Origin of the sequence: Prochlorococcus marinus subsp. pastoris str. CCMP1986 (genome assembly GCF_000011465.1) — a bacterium.
Lineage (GTDB): Bacteria > Cyanobacteriota > Cyanobacteriia > PCC-6307 > Cyanobiaceae > Prochlorococcus_A > Prochlorococcus_A pastoris.
Window position 1 is genome coordinate 1,246,654 of sequence record NC_005072.1, and the last position, 15,544, is coordinate 1,262,197.

14 protein-coding genes and 2 tRNA genes are annotated in these 15,544 nt (G+C 31.5%); 10 read left to right on the forward strand and 6 right to left on the reverse strand.

Going from position 1 to position 15,544, the window contains the following annotated elements; all coding sequences use genetic code 11:
* Window positions 1–52: 52 nt before the first annotated feature.
* Window positions 53–343 (forward strand): nickel-type superoxide dismutase maturation protease, encoded by a 291-nt coding sequence (gene sodX / locus TX50_RS06945; RefSeq protein ID WP_225866787.1) that lies wholly within the window; start codon window positions 53–55, stop codon window positions 341–343.
* Here sodX and TX50_RS06950 read toward each other — a convergent pair.
* From TX50_RS06950 to TX50_RS06965, 4 genes are read right to left on the reverse strand one after another with little or no spacing between them, the layout of a single operon-like run.
* Window positions 340–1,008 (reverse strand): hypothetical protein, encoded by a 669-nt coding sequence (locus TX50_RS06950; protein ID WP_011132930.1) that lies wholly within the window; start codon window positions 1,006–1,008, stop codon window positions 340–342. The genes sodX and TX50_RS06950 overlap by 4 nt on opposite strands.
* 54 nt (window positions 1,009–1,062) lie before the next feature.
* Window positions 1,063–1,950 (reverse strand): indole-3-glycerol phosphate synthase TrpC, encoded by an 888-nt coding sequence (gene trpC / locus TX50_RS06955; RefSeq protein ID WP_011132931.1) that lies wholly within the window; start codon window positions 1,948–1,950, stop codon window positions 1,063–1,065.
* 12 nt (window positions 1,951–1,962) lie between these two features.
* The gene (gene lpdA, locus TX50_RS06960) at window positions 1,963–3,402 is read right to left on the reverse strand and encodes a dihydrolipoyl dehydrogenase (protein WP_011132932.1); all 1,440 of its coding nucleotides are present in this window, start codon (window positions 3,400–3,402) and stop codon (window positions 1,963–1,965) included.
* Window positions 3,399–4,265 carry a TrmH family RNA methyltransferase gene (locus TX50_RS06965; protein WP_080503712.1) on the reverse strand — a complete coding sequence of 289 codons (867 nt, stop codon included), beginning with the start codon at window positions 4,263–4,265 and terminating at the stop codon, window positions 3,399–3,401. The genes lpdA and TX50_RS06965 overlap by 4 nt, the downstream gene beginning before the upstream one ends.
* A 184-nt stretch (window positions 4,266–4,449) precedes the next feature.
* Between TX50_RS06965 and murA the strand changes: the two genes are divergently transcribed.
* The 4 genes from murA to TX50_RS06985 all read left to right on the forward strand — a co-directional run bounded on the left by murA (window position 4,450) and on the right by TX50_RS06985 (window position 8,847).
* Window positions 4,450–5,823, forward strand: a complete 1,374-nt coding sequence (gene murA / locus TX50_RS06970) for a UDP-N-acetylglucosamine 1-carboxyvinyltransferase (RefSeq protein WP_011132934.1) — start codon at window positions 4,450–4,452, stop codon at window positions 5,821–5,823.
* A 516-nt stretch (window positions 5,824–6,339) separates the two neighbouring features.
* Window positions 6,340–6,421 (forward strand) — tRNA-Leu (locus tag TX50_RS06975).
* Between the two features lie 5 nt (window positions 6,422–6,426).
* Window positions 6,427–7,602: an aspartate aminotransferase family protein gene (locus TX50_RS06980; RefSeq protein WP_036930592.1), complete on the forward strand. Its 1,176-nt coding sequence runs from the start codon at window positions 6,427–6,429 to the stop codon at window positions 7,600–7,602.
* 12 nt (window positions 7,603–7,614) lie between these two features.
* The gene (locus TX50_RS06985; protein WP_011132936.1) at window positions 7,615–8,847 is read left to right on the forward strand and encodes a bifunctional folylpolyglutamate synthase/dihydrofolate synthase; all 1,233 of its coding nucleotides are present in this window, start codon (window positions 7,615–7,617) and stop codon (window positions 8,845–8,847) included.
* Here the strand turns inward: TX50_RS06985 and TX50_RS06990 are convergent.
* Both TX50_RS06990 and TX50_RS06995 read right to left on the reverse strand, forming a co-directional pair.
* Window positions 8,844–10,199 carry an FAD-binding oxidoreductase gene (locus tag TX50_RS06990; RefSeq protein WP_011132937.1) on the reverse strand — a complete coding sequence of 452 codons (1,356 nt, stop codon included), beginning with the start codon at window positions 10,197–10,199 and terminating at the stop codon, window positions 8,844–8,846. The genes TX50_RS06985 and TX50_RS06990 overlap by 4 nt on opposite strands.
* 38 nt (window positions 10,200–10,237) lie before the next feature.
* A complete protein-coding gene (locus tag TX50_RS06995) occupies window positions 10,238–11,473 on the reverse strand; it encodes an amidohydrolase family protein (RefSeq protein WP_011132938.1) in 1,236 nt (411 codons plus the stop codon).
* A gap of 135 nt (window positions 11,474–11,608) precedes the next feature.
* Here TX50_RS06995 and TX50_RS07000 point away from each other — a divergent pair.
* The 5 genes from TX50_RS07000 to TX50_RS07020 all read left to right on the forward strand — a co-directional run bounded on the left by TX50_RS07000 (window position 11,609) and on the right by TX50_RS07020 (window position 15,371).
* Window positions 11,609–11,681: transfer RNA gene (locus TX50_RS07000), tRNA-His, on the forward strand.
* 74 nt (window positions 11,682–11,755) lie between these two features.
* Entirely contained in the window at window positions 11,756–13,150 is a 1,395-nt protein-coding gene (miaB, locus tag TX50_RS07005; protein ID WP_011132939.1) for a tRNA (N6-isopentenyl adenosine(37)-C2)-methylthiotransferase MiaB, read from the forward strand.
* 9 nt (window positions 13,151–13,159) lie between these two features.
* Window positions 13,160–14,227, forward strand: coding sequence for a D-alanine--D-alanine ligase family protein (locus tag TX50_RS07010; RefSeq protein ID WP_011132940.1), 1,068 nt, complete (start codon window positions 13,160–13,162; stop codon window positions 14,225–14,227).
* An 11-nt stretch (window positions 14,228–14,238) separates the two neighbouring features.
* Window positions 14,239–14,649 carry a hypothetical protein gene (locus tag TX50_RS07015; protein WP_011132941.1) on the forward strand — a complete coding sequence of 137 codons (411 nt, stop codon included), beginning with the start codon at window positions 14,239–14,241 and terminating at the stop codon, window positions 14,647–14,649.
* A complete protein-coding gene (locus TX50_RS07020; RefSeq protein WP_011132942.1) occupies window positions 14,646–15,371 on the forward strand; it encodes a cell division protein FtsQ/DivIB in 726 nt (241 codons plus the stop codon). Before TX50_RS07015 ends, TX50_RS07020 begins: the two co-directional genes overlap by 4 nt.
* Window positions 15,372–15,544 lie beyond the last annotated feature (173 nt).

The window sequence follows — 15,544 nt, forward strand, 5'->3', positions numbered from 1 at the left end:
TATTTTTAAAAGTTTTTACGATTTAATTGCCTTTTTTTTTGGGCTAAGAAAAATAGCAACCGTCAAAGGTCAATCCATGTTGCCTACTTTAAAAGAAGGTGACATGGTTTTTTTTAAAAAATATATAAAAAAAAAATCACTTTTGAAAGCTGGTCAAATAGTAATTATCTATCATCCTCTTAAAAATATTAGGTTAATTAAAAGAGTAAAAATTGTAGGTAAAAATAGTATAGAAGTTTTAGGGGATAATATTGAATACAGCAATGATAGCAATAAATTTGGATTAATTAATAATGAAAAAGTAATTGGAATAGTTACTTCAAAAATTAAAAAAATATTCTAGGTCAAAAATAGAGAAGTACTTTTTTGGACCCAAAACAAACCCATAGAAAAAGATAATCCACCCGCAAAAGCTATTAACCTTCTAATAAATTTTTGACCTGCATTTAAAGTTGTTACAGAGATTAGGCAAGTAAACAAAACCATACTTGCTAAAGAACCACTCAAATATGAAATTAAATAAGCAAATGCATTAGGAAGAGGTAAAGCTAATGCTGGAAGAACTGCGAGAAAATGTGAGCCACCTGCTAAACCATGAAGTAATCCTAGTCCTGTCAATGCATGAGAATGCTTATTATGTTTTTTTTGATCTTCACTATGAAAATGCAAATGATGATGAGCTACACCATTATGTTGATGAGAGTGAGAGTGAAGGTTTAGATGTAAAGAATTTCTTATCGCAAAGAATCCAACAATAAGAAGAGAAATTCCAACTAAAAATTCAGCGAAAATAGAAAATTTACTTAAAGGGGTAATATCTTTTATAAAAATTGCTAGAAAGGCTAAAAATATTATTCCTGAAGAGTGCCCCAAGCCCCATGAGATACTATTTCTCGCTGCAATTTTTGGACTCGTAATCGATGATGGGGCCATTGCAATCAGATGATCAGCGCCACTTACCACATGAATAAATCCAGCAAGAATTCCAGTTAATATTACAACCTGCATTGATAAATACAACTTAACAATACTCAGTTTTATAGCATAAATATCCAGCTTTAATTAAATTGAGTTAAATAATTTCTTAAAAGAGTTTTCAATATCACTTTCCCTCATAAACCGTTCGCCAATTAAAACCCCCTTTATTCCAATCGAATTGAGAGTTTTTAAATCATCAGAGTTATTTATTCCAGATTCACTAATAGGAACAATATTATGTTTTGAAAATATATCCGAATATTTACTCATTATTCTTATTGATGTTTTTAGATCAGTTTTAAAAGTCTTCAAGTTTCTATTATTTATTCCTATTAAATTAAATGATTTCAAACTCAATATTCTTTCAAGTTCTTGACCATCATGAACTTCAACTAAAACACTCATCTTTAAATTATCTGCAATTTTCTTCAAATAAAATAAATCATCATCGCTTAAGATCGCAGCAATTAATAATATTGCATCAGCACCAGATACTCTCGCTTTATATATTTGATAAGCAGAAATAATAAAATCTTTGCAGAGCAAAGGCAGATTAGTTGCTGTTCTGACATCTTGAAGTATTTCATAACTTCCTTGAAAAAACCTTTTATCAGTCAATACCGAGATACATGAGGCACCAGACTTTTCATAACAAGAAGCAATTTCTTTTGGTTTAAAATCTTCTCTAATAACACCTTTACTAGGGCTAGCTTTTTTAATCTCAGCAATCACTCCCGGTTTAATTTTGGAATGCAAAATACTTTGAAAAAAATCTTTTGGTGGAGAAAGTTTATCAAGTTTTTTTATTAAATCTTCAAGGGAGACTATTTTCTTAAAATTTTTGATTTCAGTATCTTTGTACCAAACAATTTCCTCAAGAATATTTTTTGCTTTTGCCTCTCTATGAGGAACAGCATATTCTAAATTTTCTACCCTGACTGTTGGATTTGGTGGCCTACGTCGTATTTCCATAAACAAATCAATTTATTTAACTTGAGAAGCTGCCTGTTTATAAGCGACCTCAACTACTTCACTAAGGGTAGGGTGAGTATGTACTTCAGTAGATAGTTGCATTACATCTTGGTTTCTAGAGATTGCATTTGCAATTTCTTGAATCAAATCAGCTGCATGCATCCCAAAGATATGGGCACCTAATACTTTTCCACTGTCTTTATTGAAAAGTAACTTAAGAATTCCATCGCTTTCTAATTCTGCTAATGCCTTGGAATTAGCTTTAAAATAGCTCTTCACAACTCCTAAAGTAAAACCCTCTTTGCTAGCTATTTCTTTAGCATCAGTTTCAGATAAGCCAACTGAACTTATCTCAGGATGAGTAAATGTTGCAGCTGGAATACTCCCATAATTGATTTCGATATTCTCACCACATATATTTTCAACAGCAATTGTTCCTTGAGCTGCTGCTGTATGGGCAAGCATAAGTTTGCCAGTAACGTCACCAACGGCCCAAACATTAGGTATTATTTTTTCACCATTTAAAACTCTCATTTGATCATCAATAGGAATGTAACCTTTTATAGTTTCTATACCAACTGAATCAAGATTAAGATTTTTACTATTAGGACTCCTCCCAGTAGCCACAAGAACGCCATCAACTTCTAAGTTTTCTACAATTTCTTTTGATTTTGCATCCGTTAGCTCTATCTTTACAGGGCATCCAGGGGTAATTTTAGTCGCAAACACATTAGATTTTGTATCAATATCTCTTGATTGAATAAGATTTTTCTTGGCTATTTTTGTAATATCCGGATCAAAGGTGGGCATTATATTTTCCAAAGCCTCAATGATGGTCACTTCGCAACCTAGAGCGGTATATACATCAGCGAATTCTAAACCTATATATCCACTTCCAATAATGGCTATCCATCTCGGGAGCCACTCAAGTTTTACTGCTTCATCACTTGTGAAAACTGTTCTATTGTCTAAAGTTATTCCAGGAGGCACAAAGGGAGAAGAACCTGTCGCAAGAACTATATTTTTACATGTAAAGATCCTATCAATTCCATTGTTGTCTCTTACTCCTACTTTCTGATTACCTTCAAGTCTTCCAAATCCTAAAATAATTTCAACTCCACTTCTTTTGAGGGTTTTTGTTAAATTTTCTCTAACGTTTGATACTAAATTATTGGCGTGATCAGCAATTTTTGATCTTTCGAATCTAACAGGGGAAGCATGAATACCAAACTTTGCTAGATGTTCGTAATTGGCTATTTCTCTAACTTTTCCACTTGCTGCTAAAAGAGCTTTTGAAGGTACGCATCCTTTATTTACGCAAGTACCTCCCATATCTCCAGACTCTATGATGGCAACTTTAAGACCTTTTTCTGCAGCATGTTTGGCGGCATCAAATCCTCCATATCCTGCACCAATTACTATCAAATCAAAGTCAAAATTTGTATCAGTCACTTTTGTATTCTTGAAGTAGAAGTATATGTGACTCTTTTTCGTTCAAGTAATAATGGAACTGCAACACAAGCCACATTCAATGATTCTACAAGCTCACTATGCGGAATAGTAATTGTTTCATTAAAAGCTTCTTGAATTCTTTTATGAATACCATTTCCTTCATTGCCCAATATAAGAGCGGTTGGTTTAGACCAATCAATTTCCCAATATGGTTTTTGAGATTTATAAAGATTTTTATTATGGCTACTTGTAGAAATTATTTGAAACCCGTTTTTTGAAAATTGATCTAATGATGACAATAAAGAATTAATTATTTCTTCTTCACCTCCATCAAATCTTTTAAATGGGAGATGAAAAACAGATCCACTAGATGCTCGTAATACCTTTTGACCTAAGGGGTGCGCTCCCCCTGCTAATAATATCTTACTAACACCAGCAGCTAAAGCTGTTCTAAAAAGGTTCCCCATATTCCCGGGGTCTTGAATCCTATCAAGGACAAGAATAAAGTCATCTTCAATATTATTAAAGTCAAAATTAGGTATTGATGAAATCTCTACCAAGGCGGCTACTCCATCAGGATTTTTTGTAGATACTGCTGAAGCTAAAACTTCCTCTGATACGACATTTATTAATGATTGATCAATCTTTTGATAAAGATCCTCATTTTTATCAAGCCATTTTTCAGTAGTTAAAATTTTTGAAGGATGATTGCCAGACTTCAGCATTTCTTCAATCAAATGAGTACCTTCAATGCAAAAATAATCTTTATCTTTTGTATTAGATCCTTTTTTAAATGATCTAAATATTTTAACTAAAGCATTACTTTTACTAGTTATTTTTGGAAAAAATTTTTCTATAGTAATTTAAATAAATTTTATTTTAAATACATCTTAGTAACTTAAATATTTTGATCAATTATTTTTTTTAAATCTTAATTCTTAGCCTTTTAAATTTATACCCTTTAGTATTAATTAATATTCATCGCGTTACACAGGGTGGACTTACTATATTTAGTTTGTCATTATTAGACCAATAAAAAAATTCTTAATGGTTTGCGTAAGCAACAATAAGTCATATCTTAAATCCCAACATTTAAAGATTATTGGCCAAAAAACCTTAAGAGGGAAGGTAAAAATAAGTGGTGCAAAGAATTCTGCTTTAGTATTACTTGCGGCATCATTACTAACTGACGAAAAAATCATATTAGATAATGTTCCTCTTCTGACTGATATTGAGAAGATGGGAAATATACTTAAGAATTTAGGAGTTAAATTACATAATAAAGATCATCAATTAATAATTGATTCAAAGAATATATCTATACAAGAACTTCCATATGAACTTGTAAATGGATTAAGAGCTAGTTTCTTTTGTATTGGAGCATTATTAACAAGATTTGGGGAGGCTTCAATACCTTTACCTGGTGGGTGCAATATTGGTGAAAGACCTATCAACGAGCATATAAACGGGCTAAGGGCACTAGGTGCAGAAATTATCATTGACAGAGATGTCGTAAAAGCAAAACTAGTCAAGAAGAAAACTAAACTATTTGGTGCAAATATCAGATTAAATTGTCCAAGTGTTGGGGCTACTGAAACGTTAATAATGGCGGCATCCTTAGCAGAAGGCAGGACTGTGATAGAGAATGCTGCAAGGGAGCCTGAAATTCAAGATTTATGTCAGATGTTAAATAAAATGGGAGCAAAAATTTATGACTCTGGTAAAGAAAAAATAATTATTGATGGAGTACATAAACTTCATGGCTGTACTCATAAAGTAATCCCAGATAGAATTGAAGCAGGAACTTTTTTAATAGCTGCTGCTGCAACTTCATCTTCAATTACAGTTTCTCCAGTAATTCCAAATCACTTAGAGGCAGTATTAAATAAGCTAGAAGAAAGTGGTAGTAAAATAATAATAAAAGGAAATTCGATTTCAATAAAAGGTAATAACATTAAAGCAGTAGATATTAAAACCGCTCCATTTCCAGGATTCCCTACCGACTTACAGGCTCCATTTATGGCTCTAATGACTATTGCAAAAGGGAGATCTAAGATCACCGAAACAATTTTTGAAAATAGAATGAATCATGTTGATCTTTTAAATCAAATGGGAAGCTCTATAACTTTGAAAAATAATATAGCTCACATAAATGGAGTTAAAAAATTAAGAGGAATGACATTAGTTGGATCAGACTTGAGATCTTCAGCAGCGCTTATAATTGCTGCTTTAACCTCTAAAAGTGTTAGTTATGTATATGGGCTTGAACATCTAGATAGGGGTTACGAAAATTTTGAGCAAAAATTATCTAAATTAGGTATTGAAATTAAGAGACAAATAACGAAACAGACCATTAACAAGTCAAAAAATCGCAGTTCTAACTCAAAACTTAAAGAGGTATCTGAAATAAGAGCAGCTTGATCTTGACCTTAAACGTAAGCTACATTAACAAGTGACACACAGCCAATAAAGAGAAAGGACAATACTAAGAAACGAACAGACCAATATTTATTTAATCCATTAATTTTTAAATCATTCATACCCATGTGCCGCCGTTAGTACCGAAAGCAGTGAAAATAGCTACTGCTATAAATAAATATGGAGCTAACCTAAATGATAATTTTTGAGTATTATTTTTTGTTTTGATTCCTGACATAATTTTTTATAAGCATTACTAAGAAATATAACACAATATTACTATCTGTGAAGTCTAATCATCAAAACTAGTCTTCAGAACTCTATTCTGAGACAGTAATGTTTCAAAAGTGTAACTTAAGGCTATATTTTGAGCTTAATTTCTAATCTTATGTGTTTAATTTAAGATCTTTTTTTGGATTATTTATTTTTTTTAACAACTCTTTTCCGTAAAGCAGAAAAAGTAGTCAATGCATGAAATATTGTTATAGTTAAATAAGTTAATTATTTGTGAAGAGCCTTGGGAGCGTGGTGGAATTGGTAGACGCACCGCACTCAAAATGCGGCACCTTCGGGTATGTCGGTTCAAGTCCGACCGCTCCCACTTTAATGAATACTTATACTAGATTTGATATTTCTTTCAAGAAAGGTAATGGATGTTGGCTATGGGATGAAAAAGGCAAAAAATATCTTGATGCTGTGGCTGGTATAGCAACATGTAGCCTAGGGCATAGCAATAGAATCTTAAGAAAAAAGTTATCCGCACAATTAAAAAAAGTTCAGCACATCTCAAATCTTTATAAAATTGAAGAGCAAGAAGAATTAAGCAAATATTTAACTAAACAGAGTTGCGCTGAAAGTGTTTTTTTCTGCAATAGTGGTGCCGAGGCAAATGAGTCAGCTATTAAATTAATCAAAAAGTATGGTAATACAGTACATAAAGGTAAAGAATCTTTTATTCTTGCTGCTGAATCTAGCTTTCATGGTAGAACACTCGCAACTTTAAGTGCTACTGGTCAGCCTAAGTACCAAAAAGGTTTTGAACCAATGGTTAAAGGTTTTAAGTTTTTTAAATATAATGATATTGCTTCTGTAAAAAAATTATTTGAAGAATTAAAAGCAAATAACCAAAAAGCTTCAGGGATTTTAGTTGAACCTATTCAAGGAGAAGGAGGTGTAATACCTGGAGATAAAAAATTTTTTAAAGAATTAAGAGAAATTTGTAATAAATACAATTCTCTTTTAATTCTTGATGAAGTTCAGAGTGGAGTAGGGAGAACGGGAAAAATGTGGGGATATGAGAATCTAGAAATCGAACCAGATGGATTCACATTAGCTAAAGGATTAGGCGGAGGGCATGCAATTGGTGCTTTATTGGTACAAAAAAAAGCGAACATTTTTACTCCTGGAGATCACGCAAGTACTTTTGGTGGCAATCCCTTTGCTTGTAGAGCTGCCATAACAGTTTTAGAAGAAATTAAAAGACGTAAAATTCTTAAAAACGTTTTAGAAAGAGGTAATCAATTAAATGAGGGTTTTACGAAAATTTCAGCGAAATTTCCTAAAATTATTAGTGGCATAAGAGGACTAGGATTAATACAAGGACTTGTTATAAATGATTCCTACACAGATGCAAAAACGATCACATTAAAAGCTTTTGATAAAGGTTTACTATTAGTACCGGCTGGAGGAAACGTTGTTAGGTTTGTACCACCTTTAATAATTTCGAGAAATGAGATCAATATACTTTTAAAGAAATTAGATTTAATTTTCGAAGAGATGTAAATTTTATTAATTTTGATTAATGTAAATATTGAGAATTTTGATTTACTCTCGCCCAAATTAGAAAGGGAAAATATTCAATTAGGATTATCAAGAATAAAAAATGCGTTAAGAGATTTAGATGACCCATGCAAAAATATACCTGCTATTCAAATTGTTGGGACAAATGGTAAAGGTTCGATTACCGCTTTTATAGAAAACATTCTTTATGCAGATAAAAAGAATATTGGGGTTACTACTTCACCTCACCTTTTAGATATTTGTGAAAGGATCAGAGTGAATAAAGAAAAGATTAGTAAGGAAGAATTTGAAAGACTATTTAAGAAAATAAAAAATAATCTTTCAACCCATAAATTATCTCCTTTTGAACAAATTATCTGTTGTGCACTAAATTTTTTTGATTTTAAAAAAGTAGATTTATTAATTCTTGAAGCTGGTTTAGGTGGACGATTAGACGCTACTACAGCCCATCCTTTAAGACCAATAATTGCTATTGGCAATATAGGTTTAGACCATAAAGAATATCTTGGAGACTCAATTGAAAAAATTGCAAAAGAAAAAGTAGCTGTAATTGAAAAAAATGCATTTGTTATTTCTTGTCGTCAAGAAGCTGAAGTTGAGGAAATAATTAAAGCAAGAGTTAAACAAGTAAATGCAAAAATCATATGGAAAGAATCACTATCTAATGATTACGAAATTGGTTTAAAAGGTAATTTTCAAAAACAAAACGCAGCTGTTGCTATTGGAGTAATTGAAGAACTAATTAATTTTGGCTTTAAGGTTAAAGAAAGCTCCATTAAGGAAGGACTTAAGAATGCAAAATGGAGCGGGAGGTTAGAAATAATTAAATGTTTTAATAAAAAGATTCTTGTTGATTCTGCACATAATTACTCTGCGGCAAAAGCCCTTTCAGAGGAAAGGAAAACTTGGAATAATAATAAGGAAGGGATTTATTGGATTTTAGGAGTCCAAATACACAAAGATATTGCCTCAATGATAAAAGTTCTTATTAAAGAAAATGATCATATACTTTTAGTCCCAGTTCCTAATCAAGCAAGTTGGAAATTAAAAGATCTATCTAATATTAACGAGCTAAATCATTTAGATATAAATGAGTTTGAAAAAGTTGATCTTGCTTTTAATTATCTTTTGGAGCTTGAAAAATGGCCAAAATGTAATCCTGTGCTTACAGGTTCAATATTTTTAGTTGCTGAGTTTATTAAATTTGCAAATAATCAAAAGTTTTAAATATTAAACTCATCTTTTATTTCCCACCCTTGCAATTTACCAGGATTTAATAAACCTTTTGGATCAAATTTTAATTTTGCTTTTACTTGATCAGAATCAATAACTCCTAATCCACCTCCCTCAACAGTTAATACATGTGGATTAAAAATAATTGCTCCCAGTTTCTTACAATTATCTATTATTTGGTTTATTTGATCTGAACTGTGCCATTTAATTACTGGCAAAGCAGCTAATCTAGGGACTCCTTGTTGAGAGACAGCTTCAAGATGCCAAAGAATATTCTTACCCCATTTTTCTCTCAAAGAATTAATTAGTTCGAATTCCTTATCTAGAGGTAAAAGCATCTGTAAATATGTCCAGTTTTTGTCCTTTGCCCTCATATGAAGGGTTGTATGATTCCAAACTACTTCAGAGATTCCATTTGTTAATTTATCTTCTTCTCCAAGAAGAAAAGAATTAACTTCATATTTTTTGCAAATTAATTCAATAGTTTTTATCCCCCCAAGCGTTGATTGAATCAAAATCTTGTGACTTTTAGATTTACCTTTAAACCAGGAAGGCATTTGATCTACAATTTCTTTCTCAAGAATTGCGCCAAGCTTTAAGTCAATTGCTGCAGTGGTACATGTTTTTAATATTTCGATTGTCTTATTTAACCCTTCACAGTCAATTATTATCGAGTACCACTTACGTTTTATATCAGTAGCGATCAATAATGAAGTAATAATTCCATTAGTTCCATATGCATGATTTAAAGGTTCTGATTCTTCAGCATCAAATCTTAGTAATTTAGGCTCTTCATTTATTGTTACAGCTTCTAAACCTATAAGATTCCCTGGATCTCTTAAAAATCCCCATCTAATTGAACCAATACCTCCTGAGCCCCCTGCAATAAAACCTCCTATAGTTGCAGTTTTCCATGTACTGGGAAGCAACCTTAATTCTCTTCCATATTTTTCTAGTTCTTTATTTAAATCTCCCATTAAGCATCCAGATTGTACCTTTACAAAACCTGTCTCAGGATGAAATTCTTCAATTTTATTTAAACAATTCATCTGCATAACAATACCTTTAAACAAAGGGACAGCTTGTCCATAATTACCTGTTCCTGAACCTCTTAAAGTAAGTGGTATCGAAAATTCCCAACAAATTTCTGCTACTTTCTTTACTGAATTTTGATCAATAGGTCGTACCACCAAGTCAGCGATACAACCATCTAGTTTCTTTTCGAGTATTGGAGAATAATTATAAAAGTCTTTTGAAAGCCTTTTCACATCGGAAGTCCTTTCAATAATTTCTAAATTATCAATTTTTTTTAATTGTTCTATTAATTTTGAATTTCTTGAAGACATTAATAATTAATTTTTTACTTTAAACATAAAATAATTGATTAGCTATACAATTCGCCGTTTATAAGGACTTCTCTTTTTAAATTAGTTGAGAAAATATCCGCCCAATTTCCAGCATCTAAAAGCACAAAATTCACAGGACAACCTTTTTTAACCACCCCATCCCAAGTTAAATTCAATAATCTACTTGGTGACAAAAAAATGGAAGATAAAGTCAATCTTTCCCAAGGATTTAATTGAAGCATTGGCATTGCAAGAGACATCAAATAAAAAGGATCGTAATTACCAAATGGATACCAAGGGTCTTGAACATTATCACTCCCGATAGAAACATCTACTAATGATTTTTGTAGTTGCTTTATTGGTGCAACAGGCCTATTTAAAGATGTACTTTTTTCTTTACGATTGAGCAACCAGAAATTTGTAAGAGGAAGTGCAATCACTTTTATATCTTTCTCAGCGATTTTGCTTCCCAGATTAAGTATTTCATTATTATTTAGAGATAGAATACTACTTAAATGACTACATGTTATTGGGACTTTAATATTTAATCTATCAATAGTTTCCAAAAGAACTTTTATACCCGCTCCTGGCTCAATAGTTGATTCATCTATGTGTAAATCAATTTCCAATTTATATTTATCTGCAAGCAAGAGAGTTTTAGAGAGTAAGTATTTTATTTTTGCTCTATTTTTAAAGGGAGGAACAAGAACTCCGCCTAAAATACCCTTTTTCTTAGAAAAAATTTTTGCTAATTCCTCTCCATGGGGAGTATCCCAAAACTCCAATGGAGCTAATGCTACATATTGCAATTTCAACTTAGAGGAATATTTTTTTTGAATTTTAAAAAGCTCATCCCAAATATTATTATCCTGACTTTCGTAGGTATCAACATGGCTCCTGATAGCTCTATAACCATTTTTAAGAGCCAAGTTGAGTGATTTTTCAGCTCTCTCTAAAACTTTAATTTTAGACCTAGTTTTATGCTCCTCTAAATTTACTGATAAGGCCTCATGATAGTTTGATTTAAAATTAGGAAACTCTCCAAAAGTGAAAGATTTATCAAGATGTGAGTGAGTCTCAACAAATCTTGGGAAAAGGATTTTTTTTGGTTTTTTATTTTTGATATTTATCGGCTTTAGTTCAGAAATAATTCCTTTTTCCCAAGCAACAAAAACAGAAGCGAAACCCTCATCATCCACGTTGAGGTTATCAACATTTTCTATTTCACAAAGGCATCTAGGTATAAGTACCTCTGTTTTTCCGGAGTTGATCAAGATTTAATATGCTTTTATTTTATTTTAAAACATAGATAAAGCTTATACAGAAATAGGAAAATACTTCAAAATCTTCTAAAACATACAAATATGCATGAAATTTTACTCGTAAGTTGTTAAGTTTATATATGTGAGGCGGGCGTCGCCAAGTGGTTAAGGCAGTGGCTTGTGGCGCCGCTATTCGGGGGTTCGAATCCCCTCGCTCGCCCTCAAAAATATTGCTCCAAAATTATTTAAATTATAATTTTGAATTAACAAAAGTCATTCAAAACTTTTTGCAAAGTGCTAACCAAACCAATCCAAGAAGAAGAAAAGATTTACAAAAATTCCTCTTTAGGTAGTTATTGGATAACAACTTTTGGTTGTCAAATGAATAAGGCCGATTCCGAAAGGATGGCAGGCACACTTGAAAAAATGGGATATTCAAGAGCTATTGATGAATTAAAAGCGGATTTAGTTTTATATAACACTTGCACAATAAGAGACAGTGCTCAGCAAAAGGTTTACAGTTTTTTAGGAAAGCAAGTCAAAAGAAAGCATAGTACTCCAAAATTAAAATTAGTTGTAGCAGGTTGCCTCGCGCAACAAGAGGGTGAATCTCTTTTAAGAAGAGTGCCCGAACTTGATCTAATAATGGGGCCACAACATGTTAATAATCTTGAGAATCTTTTAGAGAGGGTTGATTTAGGCAATCAAGTCGTAGCCACTGAAGAAACTTTTATATCTGAAGATATTACTAATCCAAGAAGAGATAGCTCTATTTGTGGTTGGGTGAATATCATTTATGGTTGCAATGAAAGATGCTCTTATTGTGTTGTCCCATCTGTTAGAGGTAAAGAACAGTCAAGATATCCAGATGCAATTAAAAGTGAAATAGAATCTTTAGCTCATAATAATTTCAAAGAGGTAACTCTTTTAGGGCAAAATATTGATGCCTACGGTAGAGATCTTCCTGGAACTACCAAAGAGGGCAGGAAAGAAAATTCCCTTACTGATCTTCTTTATTTTATTCATGATGTAGAGGGAATTAAAAGAATAAGATTTTCTACAAGTCATCCAAAATATTTTTCAAAAAGACTTATAAACGCTTGTTATGAATTAGACAAAGTTTGTGAGCATTTTCATATTCCGTTCCAAAGTGGTAATAATGAAATCCTTAGATTAATGGCTAGAGGTTACACGATCGAAAAATATAAAAGAATAATTGAAAATATTAGACAATTAATGCCAAATGCATCAATTACTGCTGATGCAATAGTTGCTTTCCCAGGAGAAACAGAAACCCAATATCGTGAAACATTGAAGTTAATATCTGATATTGGCTTTGATCAAGTTATGACCGCCGCCTATTCTCCAAGACCAAATACCCCAGCAGCTTTTTGGGATAATCAAATTCCTGAAGAAGTTAAAAAGGAAAGATTAAAAGAAATTAATGAACTAGTTGAAACAACCTCTAGAAAAAGAAATCAAAGATATTTAAATAATATTGAAAGTGTTTTAATTGAGGGCTTGAATCCAAAAAATAATGCCCAAATGATGGGAAGGACAAGAACGAATAGACTTACATTTGTAGAAATATCAAAAAATATTGAATTTAATTATTCATATGGTGATGAAATAAATGTCAAAATAACCGAGGCGAGATCTTTTTCTTTAAGTGGTCAGATTTATAAGTAATTTTTCTAAATGTTAGAAAAAGAAAAAAAATGTATTGGAATAATTTTTGGAGGAGAGTCTAATGAACATGATGTTTCAGTATCTTCCGCCAAGACAGTTTTTAAAGCATTAATTTCAAAAACGAACATAAATAGATTTTGGGTTAAAGCTTTTTATATAAATAAGCATGGCGTTTGGCTTGATAATGATCAATCTCTTGTATTACTAAAAGAAAAAAGAAAAAATGAAACGATTGATAAGAACCAAGTTTTCCCTAAACGAGAAATTAACTTTTTAAACACAATAGAATTTCAAGGTATTGATATATGGTTCCCACTTTTGCATGGTGTAAATGGAGAAGATGGAGCAATTCATGGTTTATTAAAATTTACCCAAAAGCCCATAGTAGGAGGAGGAATTTTAGGTTCTGCTCTTGGCATGGATAAAATATTAATGAAAAAAATATTTTCACATCTAGAAATTCCCCAAGTAAATTATTTAGATATTCAAAATCAAGATCTTAGTGATGATAAAGTAAAAAATAATTTATCTGTTGAGATTATTGAAAAATTAAAGTTACCAGTTTTTGTTAAACCTGCTAATTCAGGCTCATCACTTGGTATTTCGAAGGCCAAAACTAGATCAGAAATAATTAAAGCATTACAAAAGGCTTGGGAAATAGACTCCAGAATTGTTATCGAGGAAGGTTTAGATGTTAGAGAACTTGAATGCGGAATAATTGGTAATTTAAAACTTACCGCATCTGAAATCGGTGAAGTTTCTTATTCAACCGATTGGTACGATTATGATTCAAAATATTCGATGGATAATCAAATAATTATTCCAGCTGATATTGATTCTCAAATCTCTGAACAAATTAAAGATATTGCTATTAGAAGTTGTAGAGCATTAAATATTTACGGTTTCGCAAGGGTTGATTTCTTTTTAGAAAAGATTTCAAATAAAATTTTTCTGAATGAAATAAATACAATTCCTGGTTTTACTAGTAAAAGTATGTTTCCAATGCTTTGGAATGCTTCAGGTTTAAATATTGATCAACTTGTAGCTAAACTAGTTGATATATCATCAGATTTATAGATTAAAGTCAAATGTTGCATGGACTACTTTGGTTACCATTACTTTTAATCTTCGTTCTATTAACAGCTCTCGGTTGGCTAGAAAGAAGAAGACAAAATCTTTTTAGGAATTGGGCAAGTGGTTCTGAAATTTGCAAATTAGATAGTTCTGGTGCAGCTTTTTTAAAGGATGGTGAATTAAAATGGAGTGCATTTGAAGCTGGAATATTTGAAGAAAAAGGTAGTTTTACAATAAAGAAACTAGAACTAGTAGAGTTAATGGCCCTTACCTCAGGAGAAGCACCTTTAACCAATGAATCACAAGGTAAGTGTAGGCTCAGGCTCGTTGGGGATGGGAAAGAGATGGATGTTCCATTTTCAGATGCAGAGAGAGCTAGAGAGTGGATGGATCAACTGATGGAAAAAGCTAGATGTGATTTGTGAAGGATAAACAAAAATTAAAGAATAAAAGGTTTTTTTTGTTAATTACCTTTTTATTTTTTACAAGTTATGCAACCTCTAAAATTTTCAAAAATGTTAATTACCAAGATGTTTCTATAGTTGGTAGCGAATTATTTTCTATCGAGGATATAGTTGTAAACTCATCTCTAAATTTCCCTACCTCGTTGATATTTGTCAAAAGCTCATACACAGAAAGAGAATTAAAAAAGAATTTATCTCTAAAGAATGTTTCAGTTTTTAGACAAATATTCCCTTTTGGTTTAAAAATTCTAATTAAAACAAGAACTCCAATAGCTTATGGCGAACGGCTTTTTAAAGGGGAAAAAATAACTGGTTTTATTGATGAAGATGGTTTCTTCATCAGTCTAAAATATTCAGATCAAGAAAATTTGAATAAAATAACTAGTAAAGTTTTTGGATGGAAAGAAAACTTTAGAGAGACACTATCAAAAATTTTGAATTACCAAAAATATAACGATGTTGAATTCATTACAATAACTTTCTCCCCTAATGGCTTTTTAACTTTAGAGGAAAAAAGTCTTAAAACAATATTGTTAGGATTTAATCCAAAAAGAATAGAAAATCAATTACAAATAGTAAATAATATGAAAAACCAAATAAGAGAAAATAATATCTTAGAAAAAATAGATAATATCGACCTAATTGACCCCAACAATCCAAAAATTAAAGTGTTCAAACCCTAATAATTGAAAACAAATTTCATAAAAGTTTTTTTGATTAGATCAGTAATTGAAAGGGTTTCGGTTATTCACTCAAATTTTTGACAAGTTAATATTTAAGGACTTTCTTCAAGAAAATCCTACATATCAGCTTAGTGAGTTCATAATGCATCCAATACTAGTATTTGATTTTATTT